12 protein-coding genes and 1 riboswitch are annotated in these 16737 nt (G+C 50.8%); of the genes, 6 read left to right on the top strand and 6 right to left on the bottom strand.

The genetic code is table 11. The annotated features are described in order from the left end of the window. Positions 1–11: 11 nt before the first annotated feature. Positions 12–1412, bottom strand: a complete 1401-nt coding sequence (cobJ, locus tag Q0R57_RS04990) for a precorrin-3B C(17)-methyltransferase (protein WP_294744305.1) — start codon at positions 1410–1412, stop codon at positions 12–14. Positions 1413–1507: 95 nt separating this feature from the next. Here cobJ and cobU point away from each other — a divergent pair, with 95 nt between their 5' ends. Genes cobU through cobS form a run of 3 tightly spaced genes read left to right on the top strand, consistent with a single transcriptional unit; the run spans position 1508 to position 3836 of the window. Continuing rightward, entirely contained in the window at positions 1508–2020 is a 513-nt protein-coding gene (cobU, locus tag Q0R57_RS04995; protein ID WP_294744306.1) for a bifunctional adenosylcobinamide kinase/adenosylcobinamide-phosphate guanylyltransferase, read from the top strand. Positions 2021–2029: 9 nt separating this feature from the next. After that, positions 2030–3076 (top strand): nicotinate-nucleotide--dimethylbenzimidazole phosphoribosyltransferase, encoded by a 1047-nt coding sequence (gene cobT, locus Q0R57_RS05000; protein ID WP_294744307.1) that lies wholly within the window; start codon positions 2030–2032, stop codon positions 3074–3076. Then, positions 3051–3836 (top strand): adenosylcobinamide-GDP ribazoletransferase, encoded by a 786-nt coding sequence (cobS, locus tag Q0R57_RS05005; RefSeq protein WP_294744308.1) that lies wholly within the window; start codon positions 3051–3053, stop codon positions 3834–3836. Before cobT ends, cobS begins: the two co-directional genes overlap by 26 nt. Here cobS and cbiB read toward each other — a convergent pair. The 4 genes from cbiB to Q0R57_RS05025 are packed head-to-tail and all read right to left on the bottom strand — an operon-like array spanning position 3825 to position 8504. Then, positions 3825–4784, bottom strand: coding sequence for an adenosylcobinamide-phosphate synthase CbiB (cbiB, locus tag Q0R57_RS05010; protein ID WP_294744309.1), 960 nt, complete (start codon positions 4782–4784; stop codon positions 3825–3827). The two genes, cobS and cbiB, sit on opposite strands and share 12 nt — an antisense overlap. Beyond that, entirely contained in the window at positions 4777–5736 is a 960-nt protein-coding gene (locus Q0R57_RS05015; protein ID WP_294744310.1) for an aminotransferase class I/II-fold pyridoxal phosphate-dependent enzyme, read from the bottom strand. The genes cbiB and Q0R57_RS05015 overlap by 8 nt, the downstream gene beginning before the upstream one ends. After that, complete coding sequence (locus Q0R57_RS05020; RefSeq protein WP_294744311.1) at positions 5729–7210, bottom strand: cobyric acid synthase; 1482 nt, start codon at positions 7208–7210, stop codon at positions 5729–5731. Before Q0R57_RS05020 ends, Q0R57_RS05015 begins: the two co-directional genes overlap by 8 nt. Further along, complete coding sequence (locus Q0R57_RS05025) at positions 7200–8504, bottom strand: cobyrinate a,c-diamide synthase (RefSeq protein WP_294744312.1); 1305 nt, start codon at positions 8502–8504, stop codon at positions 7200–7202. The genes Q0R57_RS05020 and Q0R57_RS05025 overlap by 11 nt, the downstream gene beginning before the upstream one ends. 55 nt (positions 8505–8559) lie before the next feature. After that, a riboswitch (cobalamin riboswitch) is annotated at positions 8560–8754 on the top strand. Positions 8755–8899: 145 nt separating this feature from the next. Between Q0R57_RS05025 and Q0R57_RS05030 the strand changes: the two genes are divergently transcribed. From Q0R57_RS05030 to Q0R57_RS05040, 3 genes are read left to right on the top strand one after another with little or no spacing between them, the layout of a single operon-like run. After that, positions 8900–11032: a TonB-dependent receptor gene (locus tag Q0R57_RS05030; RefSeq protein WP_294744313.1), complete on the top strand. Its 2133-nt coding sequence runs from the start codon at positions 8900–8902 to the stop codon at positions 11030–11032. Further along, positions 11019–12206 (top strand): sirohydrochlorin cobaltochelatase, encoded by a 1188-nt coding sequence (locus Q0R57_RS05035; RefSeq protein WP_294744314.1) that lies wholly within the window; start codon positions 11019–11021, stop codon positions 12204–12206. The genes Q0R57_RS05030 and Q0R57_RS05035 overlap by 14 nt, the downstream gene beginning before the upstream one ends. Before the next feature lie 7 nt (positions 12207–12213). Further along, positions 12214–14370 (top strand): TonB-dependent receptor, encoded by a 2157-nt coding sequence (locus tag Q0R57_RS05040; RefSeq protein ID WP_294744315.1) that lies wholly within the window; start codon positions 12214–12216, stop codon positions 14368–14370. A gap of 200 nt (positions 14371–14570) precedes the next feature. Here Q0R57_RS05040 and scpA read toward each other — a convergent pair whose 3' ends face one another. Next, complete coding sequence (scpA, locus tag Q0R57_RS05045) at positions 14571–16736, bottom strand: methylmalonyl-CoA mutase (RefSeq protein ID WP_294744316.1); 2166 nt, start codon at positions 16734–16736, stop codon at positions 14571–14573. Position 16737: the final 1 nt, after the last annotated feature.

Raw genomic sequence — 16737 nt, forward strand, 5'->3', positions numbered from 1 at the left:
CCGTGTTCGTTTTATAAGTCGCGACCAGGCTTCAGTTGTTCAGCATCGTCGAAAGTGAGGATGGCATTGCAGAGGGTGGCGGCAAGGTTAGAGCCGCCTTTTCTACCCTCAACGATAATCTTTGGAATATCCTTGAAGGGTTTCACCATGTGTTTCGACTCCCTGACGTGTACAAATCCGACGGGGGCAGCAATGATACCAGCAGGATGGGCTTTGCCCTTACGAATCAGGTCGCATAGTTCCATGAGTGCCGTTGGTGCGTTGCCAAAGGCAAAGAGTGCATCGGGATGTTCCTCCACAGCCAGCCGGATGCCTGCCTGGGTACGGGTGATTCCCTGTGTGGCTGCCATTTCAGCTACACGTGGGTCAGACAGGTAGCACTTGGCCTCGATACCTAATCGCTGCAGAGCGCCCTTACGGATGCCGCTGGTCACCATCGTGACATCGGTGATGATGGTGGTTAGTGTGCCGTTCTTTACCTTATTATATAATGTCTCTACAGCCAAAGAATCAGTATAGAGGATATCCTCCATGTCGAAGTCGGCAGTTGTGTGGATGGCATGTAGCAGTGCCCATTTGTGGTCGAGGGGATAGTCCTGACGCTTCAGTTCGCTGGCGATGGTACGGAACGACTCCATCATAATCTGCTGACCTGGCTTAACGTCATTCTCTTTCTCTTCGCGGTAATAGCCGCGAGGCGTTATCATCTTACCCTCAGAAATATATGTCTGTGAGTTGCCAATCAGAATGACAGTAAACATATCGATGTCCTCTGGGTCAAAAGCGCCAAGTGTTGTGATCTTGATTTCTTCATCATCTCGACCAGCCTGACGAACATAGCCCACAGGAGTCTCTACCGAGCGGACCTGTAAGAACAGTTCCACCAGGCGATACAACTGCCAGTAGCGTCCATGCGACTTGGGGTTATAGATGGCTGTCACGAAGTCGCCTTCTGAGGCTGCCTTGATACGCCGCTCAATAACCTCCCAGGGGGTCATCAGGTCGGAAAGCGATATGATGCACATGTCGTGACCAATAGGTGCTCCCAACAGCGAGGCAGCCTTTTGGAATGCCGAGATACCAGGAAGCGTCACGATCTCTATGTCAGACTGACGCGCCTGCTTCATCTCATAGATAAGTGGTGCCATACCATAGATGCCTGCATCGCCAGAGGAGATAACCACAACGGTCTTCTCCTGCTCTGCCAGCGCAAAAGCCTGTTCTGCTCGTTCACGCTCTTTCTTCATGCCTGTATCTACGCACTCGCAGCCCGGCTTCAAGTATGGCTCTACAAACTGGAAGTAATACTTATAGCCTACTACGACATCGGCCTCTCTGACGGCCTCCATCACGGCAGGAGTGATGTCCTCACGACTGCCTGGTCCTATGCCTGCAATAATTATTTTCTTCATATCTGCTGCAAAGATATAAAAATAATTGATAATTGACAATTGATAATTGATATTTATTTGTATCTTTGCGGCATAAATCAGAAAATTATACGAAAGTGAAGAGGAAAATCATTCTGATAACGGGTGGTCAACGCTCAGGTAAGAGCAGTCAGGCAGAGCAGATGGCGTTAAGTCTTACGGACCATCCTGTCTATCTGGCTACGGCTCATATCTGGGATGACGAGTTTCGTGAACGGGTGCTTAAACATCAGGAGCGAAGGGGACCACAATGGACAAACATAGAAGAGGAAAAGGCCCTGAGTAAGCATGACCTCACTGGGCGTGTGGCTGTGATAGACTGTGTGACGTTGTGGTTGACGAACCTGTTCTTCGAAGATTCTGATGAGGATAAGGCGTTAGAAACAGCGAAAGCTGAGTTCGACCGTTTCACAGAACGCGATGCAACCTATATCTTTGTGACCAACGAGATAGGCAGCGGTGGTGTGAGCGAAAATGCCCTGCAAAGGAAGTTCACCGACCTGCAAGGCTGGATGAACCAGTATATTGCCTCGAAGGCTGACGAGGTGATACTCATGGTGAGCGGCATAGCCGTAAAGGTAAAAGGGTAAAAAAGAAATATGAAGACATTCGATATACAAGCAACAGACAAATCGCTGCAGGCTGTCATTCAGGATAAGATTGACAACCTGAACAAACCCAAAGGCTCGCTTGGTAGGCTGGAGGAGTTGGCGATGCATATTTGTCTGATTCAGCAGACTCTGGAACCATCGTTGCAACATCCCTATCATCTGCTGTTAGGTGGTGATCATGGCATAGAACGTGAAGGCGTGAGTGTGTCGCCACGTGAGGTGACTTGGCAACAGATGATCAACTTTACTCATGGTGGCGGAGGCGTCAATATGTTTTGTCGTCAGCATGGTTTCAAGTTACGCATCGTGGATGTGGGAGTGGACTACGACTTGAGTGATGAGCCAGGCATCATCCATCGAAAGATAGCACGTGGTACGAAAAACTTCTTATACGGGCCCGCTATGACGGAAGAGGAGTTCAACAAGGCTATAGAGGTGGGTGCCGATCTTGTGGACGAGTGTATTTCCGAGGGATGTAATGTGCTGTGTATCGGAGAGATGGGCATCGGCAATACTTCGCCTTCCAGTATCTGGATGAGTCTGTTTGGCGATATCCCTCTGAAGGATTGCATTGGCGCAGGCGCAGGACTCGACAACGATGGTATCCGCCATAAATATGAGGTACTGACCAAGGCGTTGGAAGCCTATAAGACTTATAAAGCCAATGAGAACTGTATACTTCCTCTGCAATACTTTGGAGGCTTCGAGATGATTGCCGCTATTGGTGCAATGTTGCGGGCTGCTGAACATCACCTTATCATATTAGTAGACGGTTTTATTATGACGGCATGTGCGCTGGCTGCCATTAGACTCTATCCTGCCTCGCAGGACTATATGATTTTTACCCATTGCGGCGATGAGAGTGGACATAAGATGATGCTCGATATCATAGATGCCAAGCCGTTGCTGAACCTTGGATTAAGACTGGGTGAGGGAACAGGAGCCCTTTGTGCTTATCCTATCGTTGACAGCGCTGTACGAATGATAAATGAAATGAATAATTTCAAAGATGCAAGAATCACAAAATACTTCTAAGTTCTACGACCACCTCTGGGCGGCATTCATCTTCTTCACGCGTCTGCCTTTCTGGCGAGTATATCAGCCGCCCAAGTCATCATATGCCGCTGTGGTGGAATGGTGGCCACTCACAGGCTGGTTCATTGGTGGTGCGATGGCTGCCACCCTCTATTATGGCGCTATGGTGATGCCCTATGCCGTCGCCGTCATTGCCGCTATCGTCATTCGTCTACTCATCACAGGAGCCCTCCACGAAGACGGACTCGCCGATTTCTTCGATGGCTTTGGCGGTGGGGGCTCAGACCGTCAGAGAATCCTCGACATCATGAAGGATTCACATATCGGCACCTATGGCGTATTAAGTCTCATCCTCTACATTGCTCTCTTAGTGTTCGCACTCATCTCGATGTCACCCAAGATAGCTGCGCTAACCATCCTTGCCGCCAATCCATTTAGTAAGATGATTACGAGTATCATGGTCGTCATGATGCCCTATGCCAGAACGGAAGAGACAGCCAAGAACAAGACGGTATATAGGACTATTGATTGGAAAGCAGGTATCAGTCTCTGTATTCAGGGCTTGTTGCCGCTAATAGCATTCCTATGGTATACAGGATTATCATGGGTGATGATTATCGTCGTGCCCTGCTTGGTGACGTGCTTACTTTGTTGGCTGATATGGCGCCGACTTCGAGGCTATACTGGAGACTGTTGTGGTGCCGTCTGTCTGCTAAGCGAATTATCGTTTTACTTGACGGTCTGCGCTTTAGTGGCATAACCACAAGCTAAGAGCTGTGAGTACAACCATCAACACTTCTGCCGTTCTATTGATGCGAACGGCTTTTTTCATGTCTTCTGTGGTGAGTGGACGTTCGTTCTCCCCAATATAGGGTTTGGGAAACAGTTGTCCGAAGTAATAGTGTGGCCCTCCAAAGCGACAGTTCAGGATGCCAGCAAGGGCAGCTTCTGGGTAACCGCTATTGGGCGAGGCATGGTGTCTTCCGTTCTTACGAACGAAGTTGAAAATTGAGAATTTAAAATTAAGAATTGCGTGAGGCAACACCATGAGTAGGGCCGTCAATCGTGCTGGGATATAGTTGGCGATATCGTCGATATGTGCTGCCCAGCAGCCGAAGTCACGATAGCGTTCTGTCTTATAGCCAATCATCGAGTCGAGGGTGTTCACCATCTTATAGGCCAACATGCCTGGCACGCCAATGATGGCGAACCAGAACAGGGGCGCGATGACACCGTCGCTCAGGTTCTCGGCGAGGGTCTCCAAGGCAGCCGTCCTCACCTCCTGAGCCGAGAGCTCTGAGGTGTCGCGTCCTACGATTCGTGCCACTTGCTTGCGTCCCTCTTCCAACGAACGATCTACGGCACGAAACACCTCCCTGACCTCACGAATCAAGGTGGTTCCTGCTAGACAGTAGAAAATGATAATGGAATCAAAGACCCACTCCCAACCCCTCCCTGTAATGGAGGGGAGTAAATAGATGTAATGACGGATAAGATAAGTGGCTGCATATACAAATACAATGAGACCAACGGCAACGAGGGCTCCCTTGAGTTGTCGATGATTCCCTTTGTTTAATCTGTGATCGAAGAAAGCGATGGTTTTGCCAAACCACACCACAGGGTGGGGCAGTCTGGCTGGGTCGCCAAAGAGAAGGTCGAGCAGCCAACCTACAAGCAGGGATACTATGGCGACGATGCAGCTATCCATTTGCTAAAAATTGATTAATTGCTGCAACGAGGGCATCATTCTCTTCTGGCGTCTGGGATGCAACGCGGAAGTGACGAGCCGTAAGGCCATTGAAATTGGAAGCATCGCGAATGAGCATACGATGTTCGCGCACTAAATAATCCTTCAGTTCGGCAGCAGTACGCTTCGACAGTTTGCAAAGCATGAAGTTAGTTGATGTGCTGTCCACGGAGACTCCCTTCAAGGCTCTCAGCGATTTGTACAACTGTAATGTCTCGTTGAGATCTGGCTTACAAGGCTTCTTGTTTTCCAGCAAGAACTTTCCTGCCTCGATGGCCAACGCATTAACAGACCAAGGGCGCAGGTTCTGGCGAAGTTTCTCTGTAAACGGTTCACGAGCCGTGATAAAGCCCAACCGCAAGCCTGGTACCCCATAGGCTTTCGTCATGGAATGAATCTGAATAACGTTGTTCATCCTGACAGTTTCTTTGGCGCTGAGCATTGGCTGCAAGGTAGAATATTCATACGACTGGTCAATGACTACCAGGTTAAAGTTGCGTGCAAACATCTTCATCTCACTCTTCGAGTACACATGGCCATTGGGATTGTTGGGATTGCACAACCATAATGACGTCTGTTCTGGTTCTGAGTAGAACATCTTACATGCGTCTTCGTATTCGCTAAACGTTGGTCCAAGGATAATATATTCGAAGGGGAAGGTCTGGGCAATGAGATAGATGGCCTCCGTAGCCCCATTGGTTACGATGACCTGCTCAGGCTTGATACCCAAATGCTTGGCAATCATCTTTTCCAGCGACCATGCCTCTGGCTCTGGATAATGGCTTATCAGCTCAGGATGACTGGCAAGATGAGCCATCAAGTCCTGGTGGTCTTCGTGAACACAGATATTCGACGAGAAGTCGCTTCTGATGTCTTCGTATCTATAGGCATCGTCGCCGTGTCCCTTAATCATTACTTGAGAGTATTTGGTAAATTCGTTCTATATCAACATATTGTCGTACATGGGCAGCCAGCTTATCGTATTGTGTTTCTTTGAAAACTTGGGGATCCTGAGCGGAAGCAAATTTTTCACTCTTCACTTTTCCTTTTTCCCTCAAAATGTGCTCAATGACGGGGGCATTATCCAGGAAACCGTGGATATAGGTGCCGATGCAATGATCAGTCTGGAGAATTATCTCATTGGTATCGCTCACGCCCTGGTGTATCTCGTAACCCTGACACTTCTGCCCCTCAAATTGGAAGGTGACCTGACGAGTGGTTTTCTCCTGCGTCATCGTGGTGTGGATAGGCAGCAGGCCGAGGCCAGGCAGACGCTTGATGCTGCCCTCGATGCCCTCGGGGTCTTCGACAGTCTGTCCCAACATCTGATAGCCGCCGCAGATGCCTATCACCATCTTTCCGTCTCGATGAGCCCTGAGAATGGCCTGAGCACAACCGTTGCGTCGCAGCTCCAACAGGTCGTCGAGCGTTGACTTCGTGCCAGGCAGTATAATGATGTCGGCCTGTTCGATATCCTTGATGTTGTTGGTATAGAAGAGGTTGACGCGGGGGTCGCGCTCCAGTGTATCGAAATCGGTATAATTGCTGATATGGCGCAATAGGATGACAGCTACATTTAGTTGAGAGTTGAGAGTTGAAAGTTGAGAGTTCTTCTTAGCGAGATTGACACTATCTTCCTCGTCGATATAGATGTCTTTATAATAAGGTATGACACCCAACACAGGCACGCTGCAGATATCCTCCAGCATTCGCCGACCCTCATCGAAAAGCCGCATGTCGCCCCTGAACTTATTGATGATGATGCCTTTGATAAGCTTGCGGTCCTCGGGCGACTGCAACATGATGCTGCCATAGACAGAGGCAAAGACGCCACCTCGATCTATATCGCCCACCAGGATGACGTCGGCCTTGGCATGTTGCGCCATCGACATGTTTACCAAGTCCCTGTCCTTCAGGTTGATTTCGGCAATGCTGCCTGCGCCCTCCATCACGATAGGGTTATAGCGCGAAGCCAGGCGATCGAAGGCGGCGTGGACCTCAGCGCGAAAATCTGGACCAGACAGCGAGGCTCCACCTCGCTGCACACAACCTTTGCGCCAATAATCATAGGCGTCTTTGTTGCCAAGGGGTTTGCCGTTGAGCACCACCTGACTGGTATGGTCTGAGTTGGGCTTGAGCAGCAGCGGGTTCATGTCAGTATGACAGGGAATGCCTGCCGCCTCGGCCTGTACGGCCTGAGCACGACCAATCTCCAGTCCCTCTGGCGTGGCGTAAGAGTTCAGCGCCATGTTCTGCGCCTTGAAAGGGGCAGGATGATAGCCGTCCTGACGGAAGATGCGACAGAAGGCGGCAGCCACGATGCTCTTGCCAACATCGCTGCCTGTGCCTGCGAACATGATAGGGTGAAGGTATAGTTTAGAGTTCATAGTTATAGAGATGGGTGTAACTGGCTAAAACGTTCTTGTATCTGAAGACGGGCGTATCGACAGGCTCGCCTTTGGCATTATAGACCTGACAGGCGGAGGGCGGTGTCTGGCCTAAGAAATGGGTGTAGTGGAACTCATGTCCTCGATACTCCTTGCCGTCAAGCACAAAGCGACGATAACCCAGTGACAGCTTGCGGTCGGCTTTGCGGGCCGTGATAGAGTAGGGCAGCACGCCGCACATAGGATATTCGCCATCGTCAGTCACGATGCTCTCGCAGAGATACATCATGCCGCCGCATTCTGCCACGATATGTCCGCCCTGCTCTGCAAAGTGGCGAATGGCCTCGCGACAGGCTTCGTTTCTGACCAGAGCCTCGAGATGCTTCTCAGGATAGCCGCCAGGCAGGTAGAGCAAGCCTATATCCTCCAATGCGGGCACGTCCTTCTCGGGGTCGAAAAAGCGGGGCGAAATAAAGCCGTCCACCACCTCGGCATAGAGGAACGAGAAGGCCTCCGCATTGCGAGCAATCAAAGCCTTGGTGTTTCTCATTTGTTTCCCCAGTGGAAACAGTTTGTTTCTCCTATCGAAACAACTTGTTTCCCCTATCGAAACAACTTGTTTCTCCCAAGGAAACAAATTGGAAACAGTATTCAATTGTTCTATGTCGATAAAACGCTCCAGCATTTGGACCAACTCCTCACTCTCTGACTGCTGGGAGAAGTCGAGGCCTAAGTAGCGCGAACCCGTCTCAAGACTACTGCTCTTTGGCAGATAGCCAAAGCAGGCGAGATGCAAATCGTCGCAAACCTGGCGCAGCATCTCGAAGTGCTTCTGTGATCCCACCTTATTAAAAATAACGCCCGCTACGCGTACCTCTTTATTAAAGTTCATAAAGCCCTGCAGCAGCGGCGCCATCGAATAGGCTGCACTCTTGGCGTCGACCACCAAGACGACAGGAAGTCCCAGCACACGGGCTATCTCAGCTGACGAGCCAAGGTCGCGATCATAACCGTCGTAGAGGCCCATCATACCCTCCACAATACAGATATCGGAATCCTTGCCATAATGGGCAAAGAGGCAGCGTACATGCTCTGGCGAGGCCATAAACGTGTCGAGATTGATGCTGGGTCTGCCGCATACCGCCTCATGAAACTTCGTGTCGATATAGTCGGGCCCGCACTTGAATGGCTGCACCTTGTAGCCTTTCCGTGTGAAGAGCGCCATCAACCCCCTGGCAATCGTTGTTTTGCCAGAGCCGCTGGTAGGTGCTGCTATGAGAAAAGCCGGCTTCATGCTGCAAAATTACAAAATATTTTGGAAAATGATTGTTTATTTGTAAATTATTCGTATCTTTGCAGCCGAATAAGGCAATCTGGTGGCTGATGCCGCCATGATGAAAGGGAATCCGGTGAGAGTCCGGAACTGTACCTGCAGCTGTAATCCCCATTTAAGAGGCCTGCTTGTATAACGCCACTGAGAATACTCGGGAAGGTAAAGCAGACTGGGGAAAGTCAGAAGACCTGCCGTAGGCGAGAGCAGAGCTAAGCTTGCTTAAGCTATGCCAAGGCAAGGCAGGGCTCGACCGTTAGGTCAAGCCTGCTGAAGAAGAGAGTAGAGCAAAGCTCGCTTAAGTTATGCCGAGAACTAAAAAGTACGACCGTACAGGAAGATACGGGACGGAAATGCTTATGACGAAGAAAAGACTGACAGTAGGACTGCTGGCTCTGTGCGCAGTGGTGGCTGTCGAGGCGCAGGATGATATCTGGCGTTCTGACAGTTTACAGGAAGTAGTCGTGACGGGTACTGGTACCCGCCACCTTCTGAAGAATGCGCCTGTGCAGACCGAGGTCATCACCAGCAAGATGCTGCGACAATATGGCGGCAACTCGTTGGCTGACATCTTGGGCGGGCTCTCATCCTCGTTTGCCTTCAGCGAGGGCGATATGGGCTCGCAGATACAGATGAACGGCCTGGGCAATTCCTATATATTAATATTGGTGGATGGCAAACGTCTGCATGGTGACAATGGCGGCGAGAACGACCTGGGACTCATCGACCCTCATAACATCGAGAAGATAGAGATTGTGAAGGGAGCCTCGAGTGCGCTCTATGGCAGCGATGCCATAGCGGGTGTCATCAACATCATCACTAAGAAACACGACGAGGGCCTGTCTCTGGAAAGCACCACCCGTTACGACATCTACAACGGCTTGCAACTGCACGACGGGATAGGCTTCTCGTGGGGCAAGTGGAAGAGCTATACCAACTTCCAGTCACAGCAGTCGGATGGCTGGCAGAACACATCGACGGAAGACCCTCACCAGACGGAGTATCTGATTACAGACTCCAAGAACAAGACCGTCAACAAGAATGCCAAGATGCAACTCTCAGAGCGACTGACATATCAGGCAAACAAGGATCTGGAACTCTACGCTGACGGAAGCATCTACTGGAAACGTATCTACCGTCCTACCAACGGCACCCATCCTGGTGTGGACAAGCGCACCTACGATATGCGCTACAACAATGCTTCGGCGTCTGTTGGAGGCAAGTGGCAACCCTCGAAAGGAAACACGGTGACACTCGATGTGGACTGGAATCGCCATGCCTACTACTACGACTTCACAGCCCTGACACTGACTGATGGCTATGTCGATGGCTACTTCACCCACTATTTCCCATATTATCCTGGACAGGCGCAACTACAAAGCGACCAGCGCAGGATAATGGCTCACCTAAAAGGTGTGTTCACCCTGCCCAAGCAAAACAGGCTGAGCCTTGGTGCAGAATATCGCTACGACTGGCTGAAGGCCCCAAACCGCGTGGAAGGCGGAAAGGCGACAGACAATACGGAGGCCCTCTATGCACAAGATGAATGGAATGCGGCTTCATGGCTGAACATCACAGGAGGTCTGCGCCTGAACCGCAACGAGCAGTTCGGCCTCTATCTGACGCCAAAGCTGTCGGCTATGGCCAGTATGGGCGACCTGATACTGCGCGCCACATGGAGTCAGGGATTCAAGAGTCCCACACCTAAGGAGCTGCATTACCGCTATGTGCGTGATATGAACGGCACCTATCTCTTCCTGGGCAACACCGACCTGAAGCCACAGACCAGTAACTACTTCTCGTTTGGTGCTGAATACACATGGGGAGGACTGACGGCATCGGCAACGGCCTATCATAACCAGGTGGACAAGATGATTGCTCTGGTAACCATCCCCAACGCCGATGCGCCTATAGACCTCTACACCCAGTATCAGCCTATCAAGACCAGGCAATACAAGAATCTTGAGTCGGCCAAGACCTGGGGCTGCGACGTTAACGTACGTTATCGTATTGGCAAGGAATGGACGGCAGGAATGGCCTATAGTTATCTGGACACTGATGCACAATTCTACGACACGGAGAACGATGTACTGCAGAATGTCATCATCGACGGTATGGCCCACCACAAAGGCAGTTGCTTCGTCATGTGGAACCACAACATATCATCAGCCTATCGACTTGGCGTGGGACTCTATGGACGTATCTCCAGCAAACGCTACTATCAGCTGAACGGCGATGGCAAGGGCTATCAACTGTGGCGTCTGTCCACCACTCACGACATCTTACAAGACAAGGAGTCAAGTCTGAACATAGAAGTTGGCGTAGACAATATCTTCGATTATGTAGACCGCACCTATCACGGTCTGCACCTTGGAACCACCACGCCAGGCCGCACCTTCTATGCTTCGCTGATTCTGCGCTTCAACAGAGGAAAAAAATTATCTAATAATATTAAGTCTAACTTTAAACAACAAAGCAATGAAGAAGATTAAGTATCTGATGATGGCTTCTCTGGCCATCATGATGGGCATGAGCATGGCATCATGCAGCAGCGACGATGACAACAGCACATCGTACAACGACACTCGCTTCCAGCAGGAAGTAACCGACTATGTGAAGCAGAACAAGCAGAACGACAAGGTCATTCTGATTGTAGCCTTCGGTTCTACATGGGAGCAGGCTTTCGACACCTTCGAAAAGGTAGAGAATGACTTTAAGGCAGAGTTCGGTCCCAAGGGATGGGATGTCTATCTGGGCTTCTCGTCAGCCATCTGTATCAACAACGCCTATGGCGATGGTAAGGATGGTGAGCACGGCGCATCAAAGACTTACTATGACCCCGAGCATTGGCTCAACGCCATTGGTCTGGCTGGCTACAAGCAGATTGTAGTGCAGTCGCTGCAGGTCATCCCTGGCGAGGAGTATCGTAATGTGCGCGACCTCTTCGTGAAGAACTTCATGAACAACCGCGGACAGCGCTTCACCAAGGAATACATGAAGAGCCTCGATCGCAACGTGGTTATCGGTGTTCCCCTTATGGCAGAGGAAGAGGATGTGCAGTCTCTGGCTGATGTTCTCGACAAGGAAAGCGACGTGAAGGCAGCAGTTGCTAACGGCATCGTGGCTTTCATGGGTCACGGCAACCCCGAGAGCAAGGACTATTATGGTGGTAACATCCGTTATGTGCAGCTGGAACAGGCACTCCGCGAGAAGAGTGAGAACTATTACGTAGGTACTGTAGATATGGACCAGACCTATGTTGATGACGTGTTGAACAATATCCTTGAGGGCGGTCAGGTTACCTATGAGGTTGGCGACGTTAAGGTTACAACCTATTACGAGCCCAACACCAACAAGAAAGCTCAGCTCTTCCCCTTGATGTCTATCGCTGGTGACCACGCTCACAACGACATGGCTGATGCCGATGACGAAGAGAGCTGGTTCTCAATGTTCAACGAAGCAGGCATCGATGCAAAGGCCTACGAGACCAACTTCACTGAGCCTTGCTGGAAGAACACCGAGGAAATCAAGAAGAACGGTTATATCCCTGGCCTGGCCGAGCGTAAGGCTGTGCGCAAGCTGTGGATGAAGCACACCGAGGATGCCATCAAGAAGTTGGGCACCGAGGATGCGCTCTCTACTCCTACCACAGAGCCTGAAGAGTAAATACTCGATGAATTTTCCAATGTATTATTATATAAGTTTTTGGAAGAAGGTGCTGCCGGGAGGCAGTATCTTCCTCCTTTTTTTGTTCTTGGGCAGCATCGGTGTCCAGGCACAGATTCATAAGATGGAACGTATCGACTCCTCATCGGTGAGTCGTAGTTATAACCTGAACCCTGTGGTAGTGACGGGCTCTGGTCATCACCAGCGTCTGAAAAGCACGGCGACGCCCGTTCGTGTGCTCTCGTCACAGGAAATTAGCGAACAAGGCATCACCACCTTCGATGGTGCCCTGACCCGCATGATGCCACAGGCCTCGATGTCGCCCAACTCCATGGGAACGTTCCTCCGCCTCAATGGCTTAGGCAATAAGTATATCCTTATTCTGATCAACGGACAGAAGCTCTCTGGCGACATCTCCAACAATGTTGACCTGAACCGCATCAACATGAGTCGCGTCAAGCGTATCGAGGTGCTCGACGGCGCCGCTTCCTCACTCTATGGCAGCGATGCCATTGCGGGTGTTATCAACATCATTACCGACCAGCCCACACAGGATATGGTCAGCATTACCAGCGACAGCAAAGTCAGCGGCCACGGCGTACTGACCGAGTCTGTCAGCCTTGATATCTACAAAGACGGCTTTGGCTCGTACACCTCGTTCAGTCACGACCAAGCCGACAGCTATCAGAACAATGATCTGGAATACGTCAAGGGCTCTGATACAGAAACACAACGGACGATAGCCCCTTACTTTACGGGTTATCGCTCTAACATCTTCGGACAGAAATTCACCTATGCTCCCACTCAGCACTTGGCGCTGAATGCGGGCTTAGACTATTCATGTAAAATCACCGACCGCCCCGAAACAGCCACCGTGCCTGAAGGTTCTCCATCGGGAACGAAGGCCCCCACTGGTGGCACCGACTATGAGATGCGCTACAAGGGTCTGCGCTGGAATGTGGTCGGCATTTATAAGTTCACAAGCCGTAACTCCCTGCAGGCCGACTTCACCGTCGACCGCTTCCGCTATGGTAAGGAATACGATGTAGCAACAAATGACTATGCCGTGGGCGACTACATTCAGTCGAAGAAGCAGCGCATGATGGAAGGCGGACTCAAGACCATTCTCGGACTGACATCCAATTCAACCACCATCGTTGGTGCCGACTGGCGCAAGGACTATCTCACAGCCACCTCGGGCAACATCGACCAGAACGTCTATACGCTGGCCGCCTATGCCCAGCACGAAGCGAAGGTGAGGGTAGGGCAAGGCTCTGTCTCGGCCACCGTTGGCTTGCGTCTGACGCATCATGAGACTTTCAACAACCATCTCACTCCCAAGGCCACGCTGATGTACAGTCTTGGGCCCGTCAACGTCCGAGCCACTTATTCCGCTGGCTTCCGTGCCCCAGGTCTCGACGAGCTTTACTATCATTATTACTCCGTCAATCGCGGCAAGCCACAGATCAGTTTCGGCAATCAGGACCTGAAACCCGAGAAGAGTCATTACTTCTCGTTGAATGCCGAATACCGCACGCAGCAGATTGCCGTTAGCGTGACGGGCTATCTGAACCGTATCAACGATATGGTGGTCAAGCAGAACATCGACGTTGATGCCACCTCGCTCGCCATGCTGCGGAGCGAGTTCCCAGAGATGACCGATGCCGAAGCCTCGAAGTTGGCCACCTATGCCCTCTATCAGAACAGCGACAAAGGTGATGTGAATGGCGTCCAGCTCAATCTGTCGGCTAATGTCACTAAGGACCTGAACATCTCTGCCAACTATGTCTATACCTATGCCCGCACCATGAGCGGCGACGAATGGACTACATTGGAGCGCAGCATACGCCATGCTGCCACCATAGTCGTGAACTACCACCACGCATGGAGGAACTACGGACTGAACGTCAACCTGAATGGACGCCTGCAGTCCAAGACCTACTATCCCGACTACGAGGATGCCCCGGGTTATGGCATCTGGAACCTGAACACCACCCACAGTTTCAACTGCCTGAAATGGGCATCGTTCAAGCCCAGCATCGGCATCGACAATATCTTTAATAAGGTTGATCGTCGCATCGACTCTACTAATCGCAGATATGCATTGTACTCTCCTGGCCGAATGTTGGTCGTAGGCGTTGTCTTCAAATTGTTTGTTAAATAAGGCTGCAAATTAATTGGAAAGTCGCTGTTACCTAATTGCATAACTTCCACTTTATACCATAGCTGCTGTCTGTGGCAATAACCTGGAGTATCACCATCATGCCCTCGCCTGTACCTGGATAGCAAGAAAGGTATTATAGGTCTTTAAAAAGAGGGTGCGCCAAATGAATGACACACCCTCTCTTTGATTATTGCTTGTGATTACTCTTTGTCGAGCAGAATCTTCATCATCTCGATAGCAGAGTAGGGGATGCGGGTACCAGGGCCGAAGATGCAAGCCACACCAGCCTTATAGAGGAAGTCGTAGTCCTGGGCGGGAATCACGCCACCAGCGGTGACCATGATGTCGGGACGTCCCAGCTTCTTCAGTTCCTCGATGAGCTGTGGAATAAGCGTCTTGTGACCAGCAGCCAGAGAAGAAGCACCTACGATGTGAACATCGTTCTCAACAGCCTCGCGAGCAGCCTCGGCTGGAGTCTGGAACAGCGGTCCCATATCTACGTCGAAACCGCAGTCAGCATAACCCGTTGCTACAACCTTTGCACCACGGTCGTGACCATCCTGTCCCATCTTGGCGATGAAGATACGAGGACGGCGACCTTCCTTCTCAGCGAACTCATCAGTCAGCTTACATGCCAACTCAAAGTCCTTATCGTTCTTAGATTCTGAACTATACACGCCTGAAATTGTTCTGATTACTGCTTTATAACGACCTACGATCTCCTCGCAGGCATCTGAAATCTCACCAAGAGTACAACGCAGCTGAGCGGCCTTTACAGCCAAGTCGAGCAGGTTGTTCTTGCTCTTACGACCTTCCTTGAAGTCGCGAACGCACTCTGTGATAGCCTTGAGAGCTTCCTTACAAGCGGCCTCATCGCGAGCTGCACGAACCTCCTTCAAGCACTCCTCCTGCTGCTTACGTACAGCGGTATTGTCGACCTCGAGGATATCGATAGGATCCTCGTGATCCAAGCGATACTTGTTGATACCAACGATGGTCTGTGAGCCTGAGTCGATACGAGCCTGAGTGCGGGCTGCAGCCTCCTCGATACGCATCTTTGGCAGACCAGTCTCGATGGCCTTGGCCATACCGCCAAGCTTCTCAATCTCCTGAATGTGCTCCCAAGCCTTGTGAACCAGCTCGTTAGTGAGTGTCTCAACATAGTACGAACCAGCCCATGGGTCGATCTGCTTGCACACCTTAGTCTCATTCTGGATGTAGATCTGAGTGTTACGAGCGATACGGGCAGAGAAGTCGGTAGGCAGAGCGATAGCCTCATCAAGTGCATTGGTGTGCAGCGACTGGGTGTGACCCAATACAGCAGCCATAGCCTCAATACAGGTACGACCTACGTTATTGAATGGATCCTGCTCGGTAAGACTCCAACCAGAAGTCTGCGAGTGGGTACGCAGAGCCAAAGACTTAGGATTCTTAGCGCCGAAACTCTTAACAATCTTAGCCCACAGCAGTCGACCAGCACGCATCTTAGCAATCTCCATGAAGTGATTCATACCGATAGCCCAGAAGAACGAGAGTCGTGGAGCGAAAGCATCAACATCGATACCAGCATTAACACCAGTACGCAGGTAGTCCATACCATCAGCGAGAGTGTAAGCCAGCTCGATATCAGCTGTAGCGCCTGCCTCCTGCATGTGATAACCAGAGATAGAGATGCTGTTGAACTTAGGCATCTTCTGTGAGGTATACTCGAAGATATCAGCGATAATCTTCATTGAGAATGCAGGGGGATAGATATAGGTGTTACGCACCATGAACTCCTTCAGGATATCGTTCTGGATGGTTCCAGCCATTTCTTCTAATTGAGCGCCCTGCTCCAGACCTGCTACGATGTAGAATGCCAGGATAGGCAGCACGGCACCGTTCATGGTCATAGAAACCGACATCTTATTCAAGGGGATACCGCTGAAGAGCACCTTCATGTTCTCCTCGTTACAGATTGATACACCAGCCTTACCTACATCGCCCACCACACGGGGGTTGTCGGGGTCGTAACCACGGTGCGTCGGCAGGTCGAAGGCTACAGAAAGGCCCTTCTGACCAGAAGCGAGGTTACGGCGATAGAATGCATTCGACTCCTCGGCAGTAGAGAATCCGGCATACTGACGGATAGTCCACGGGCGGAACGGATACATCATACTGTACGGACCACGCAAATAGGGAGGGATACCGGCTGTGAAGTCGAGGTGCTCCATACCTTCGAGGTCTTCTTTCGTGTAGACAGGACGAACATCGATGTGCTCGGGGGTCTTCCAGTTGGCCTCAATACCATTATCTTTAATCCACTTGGCACCATCCTGAGCCTTGATGCCTGCATAGATATCAATATCTTTAAACTGTTTACGCATA

It is taken from the genome of uncultured Prevotella sp., assembly GCF_946407605.1.
Lineage (GTDB): Bacteria > Bacteroidota > Bacteroidia > Bacteroidales > Bacteroidaceae > Prevotella.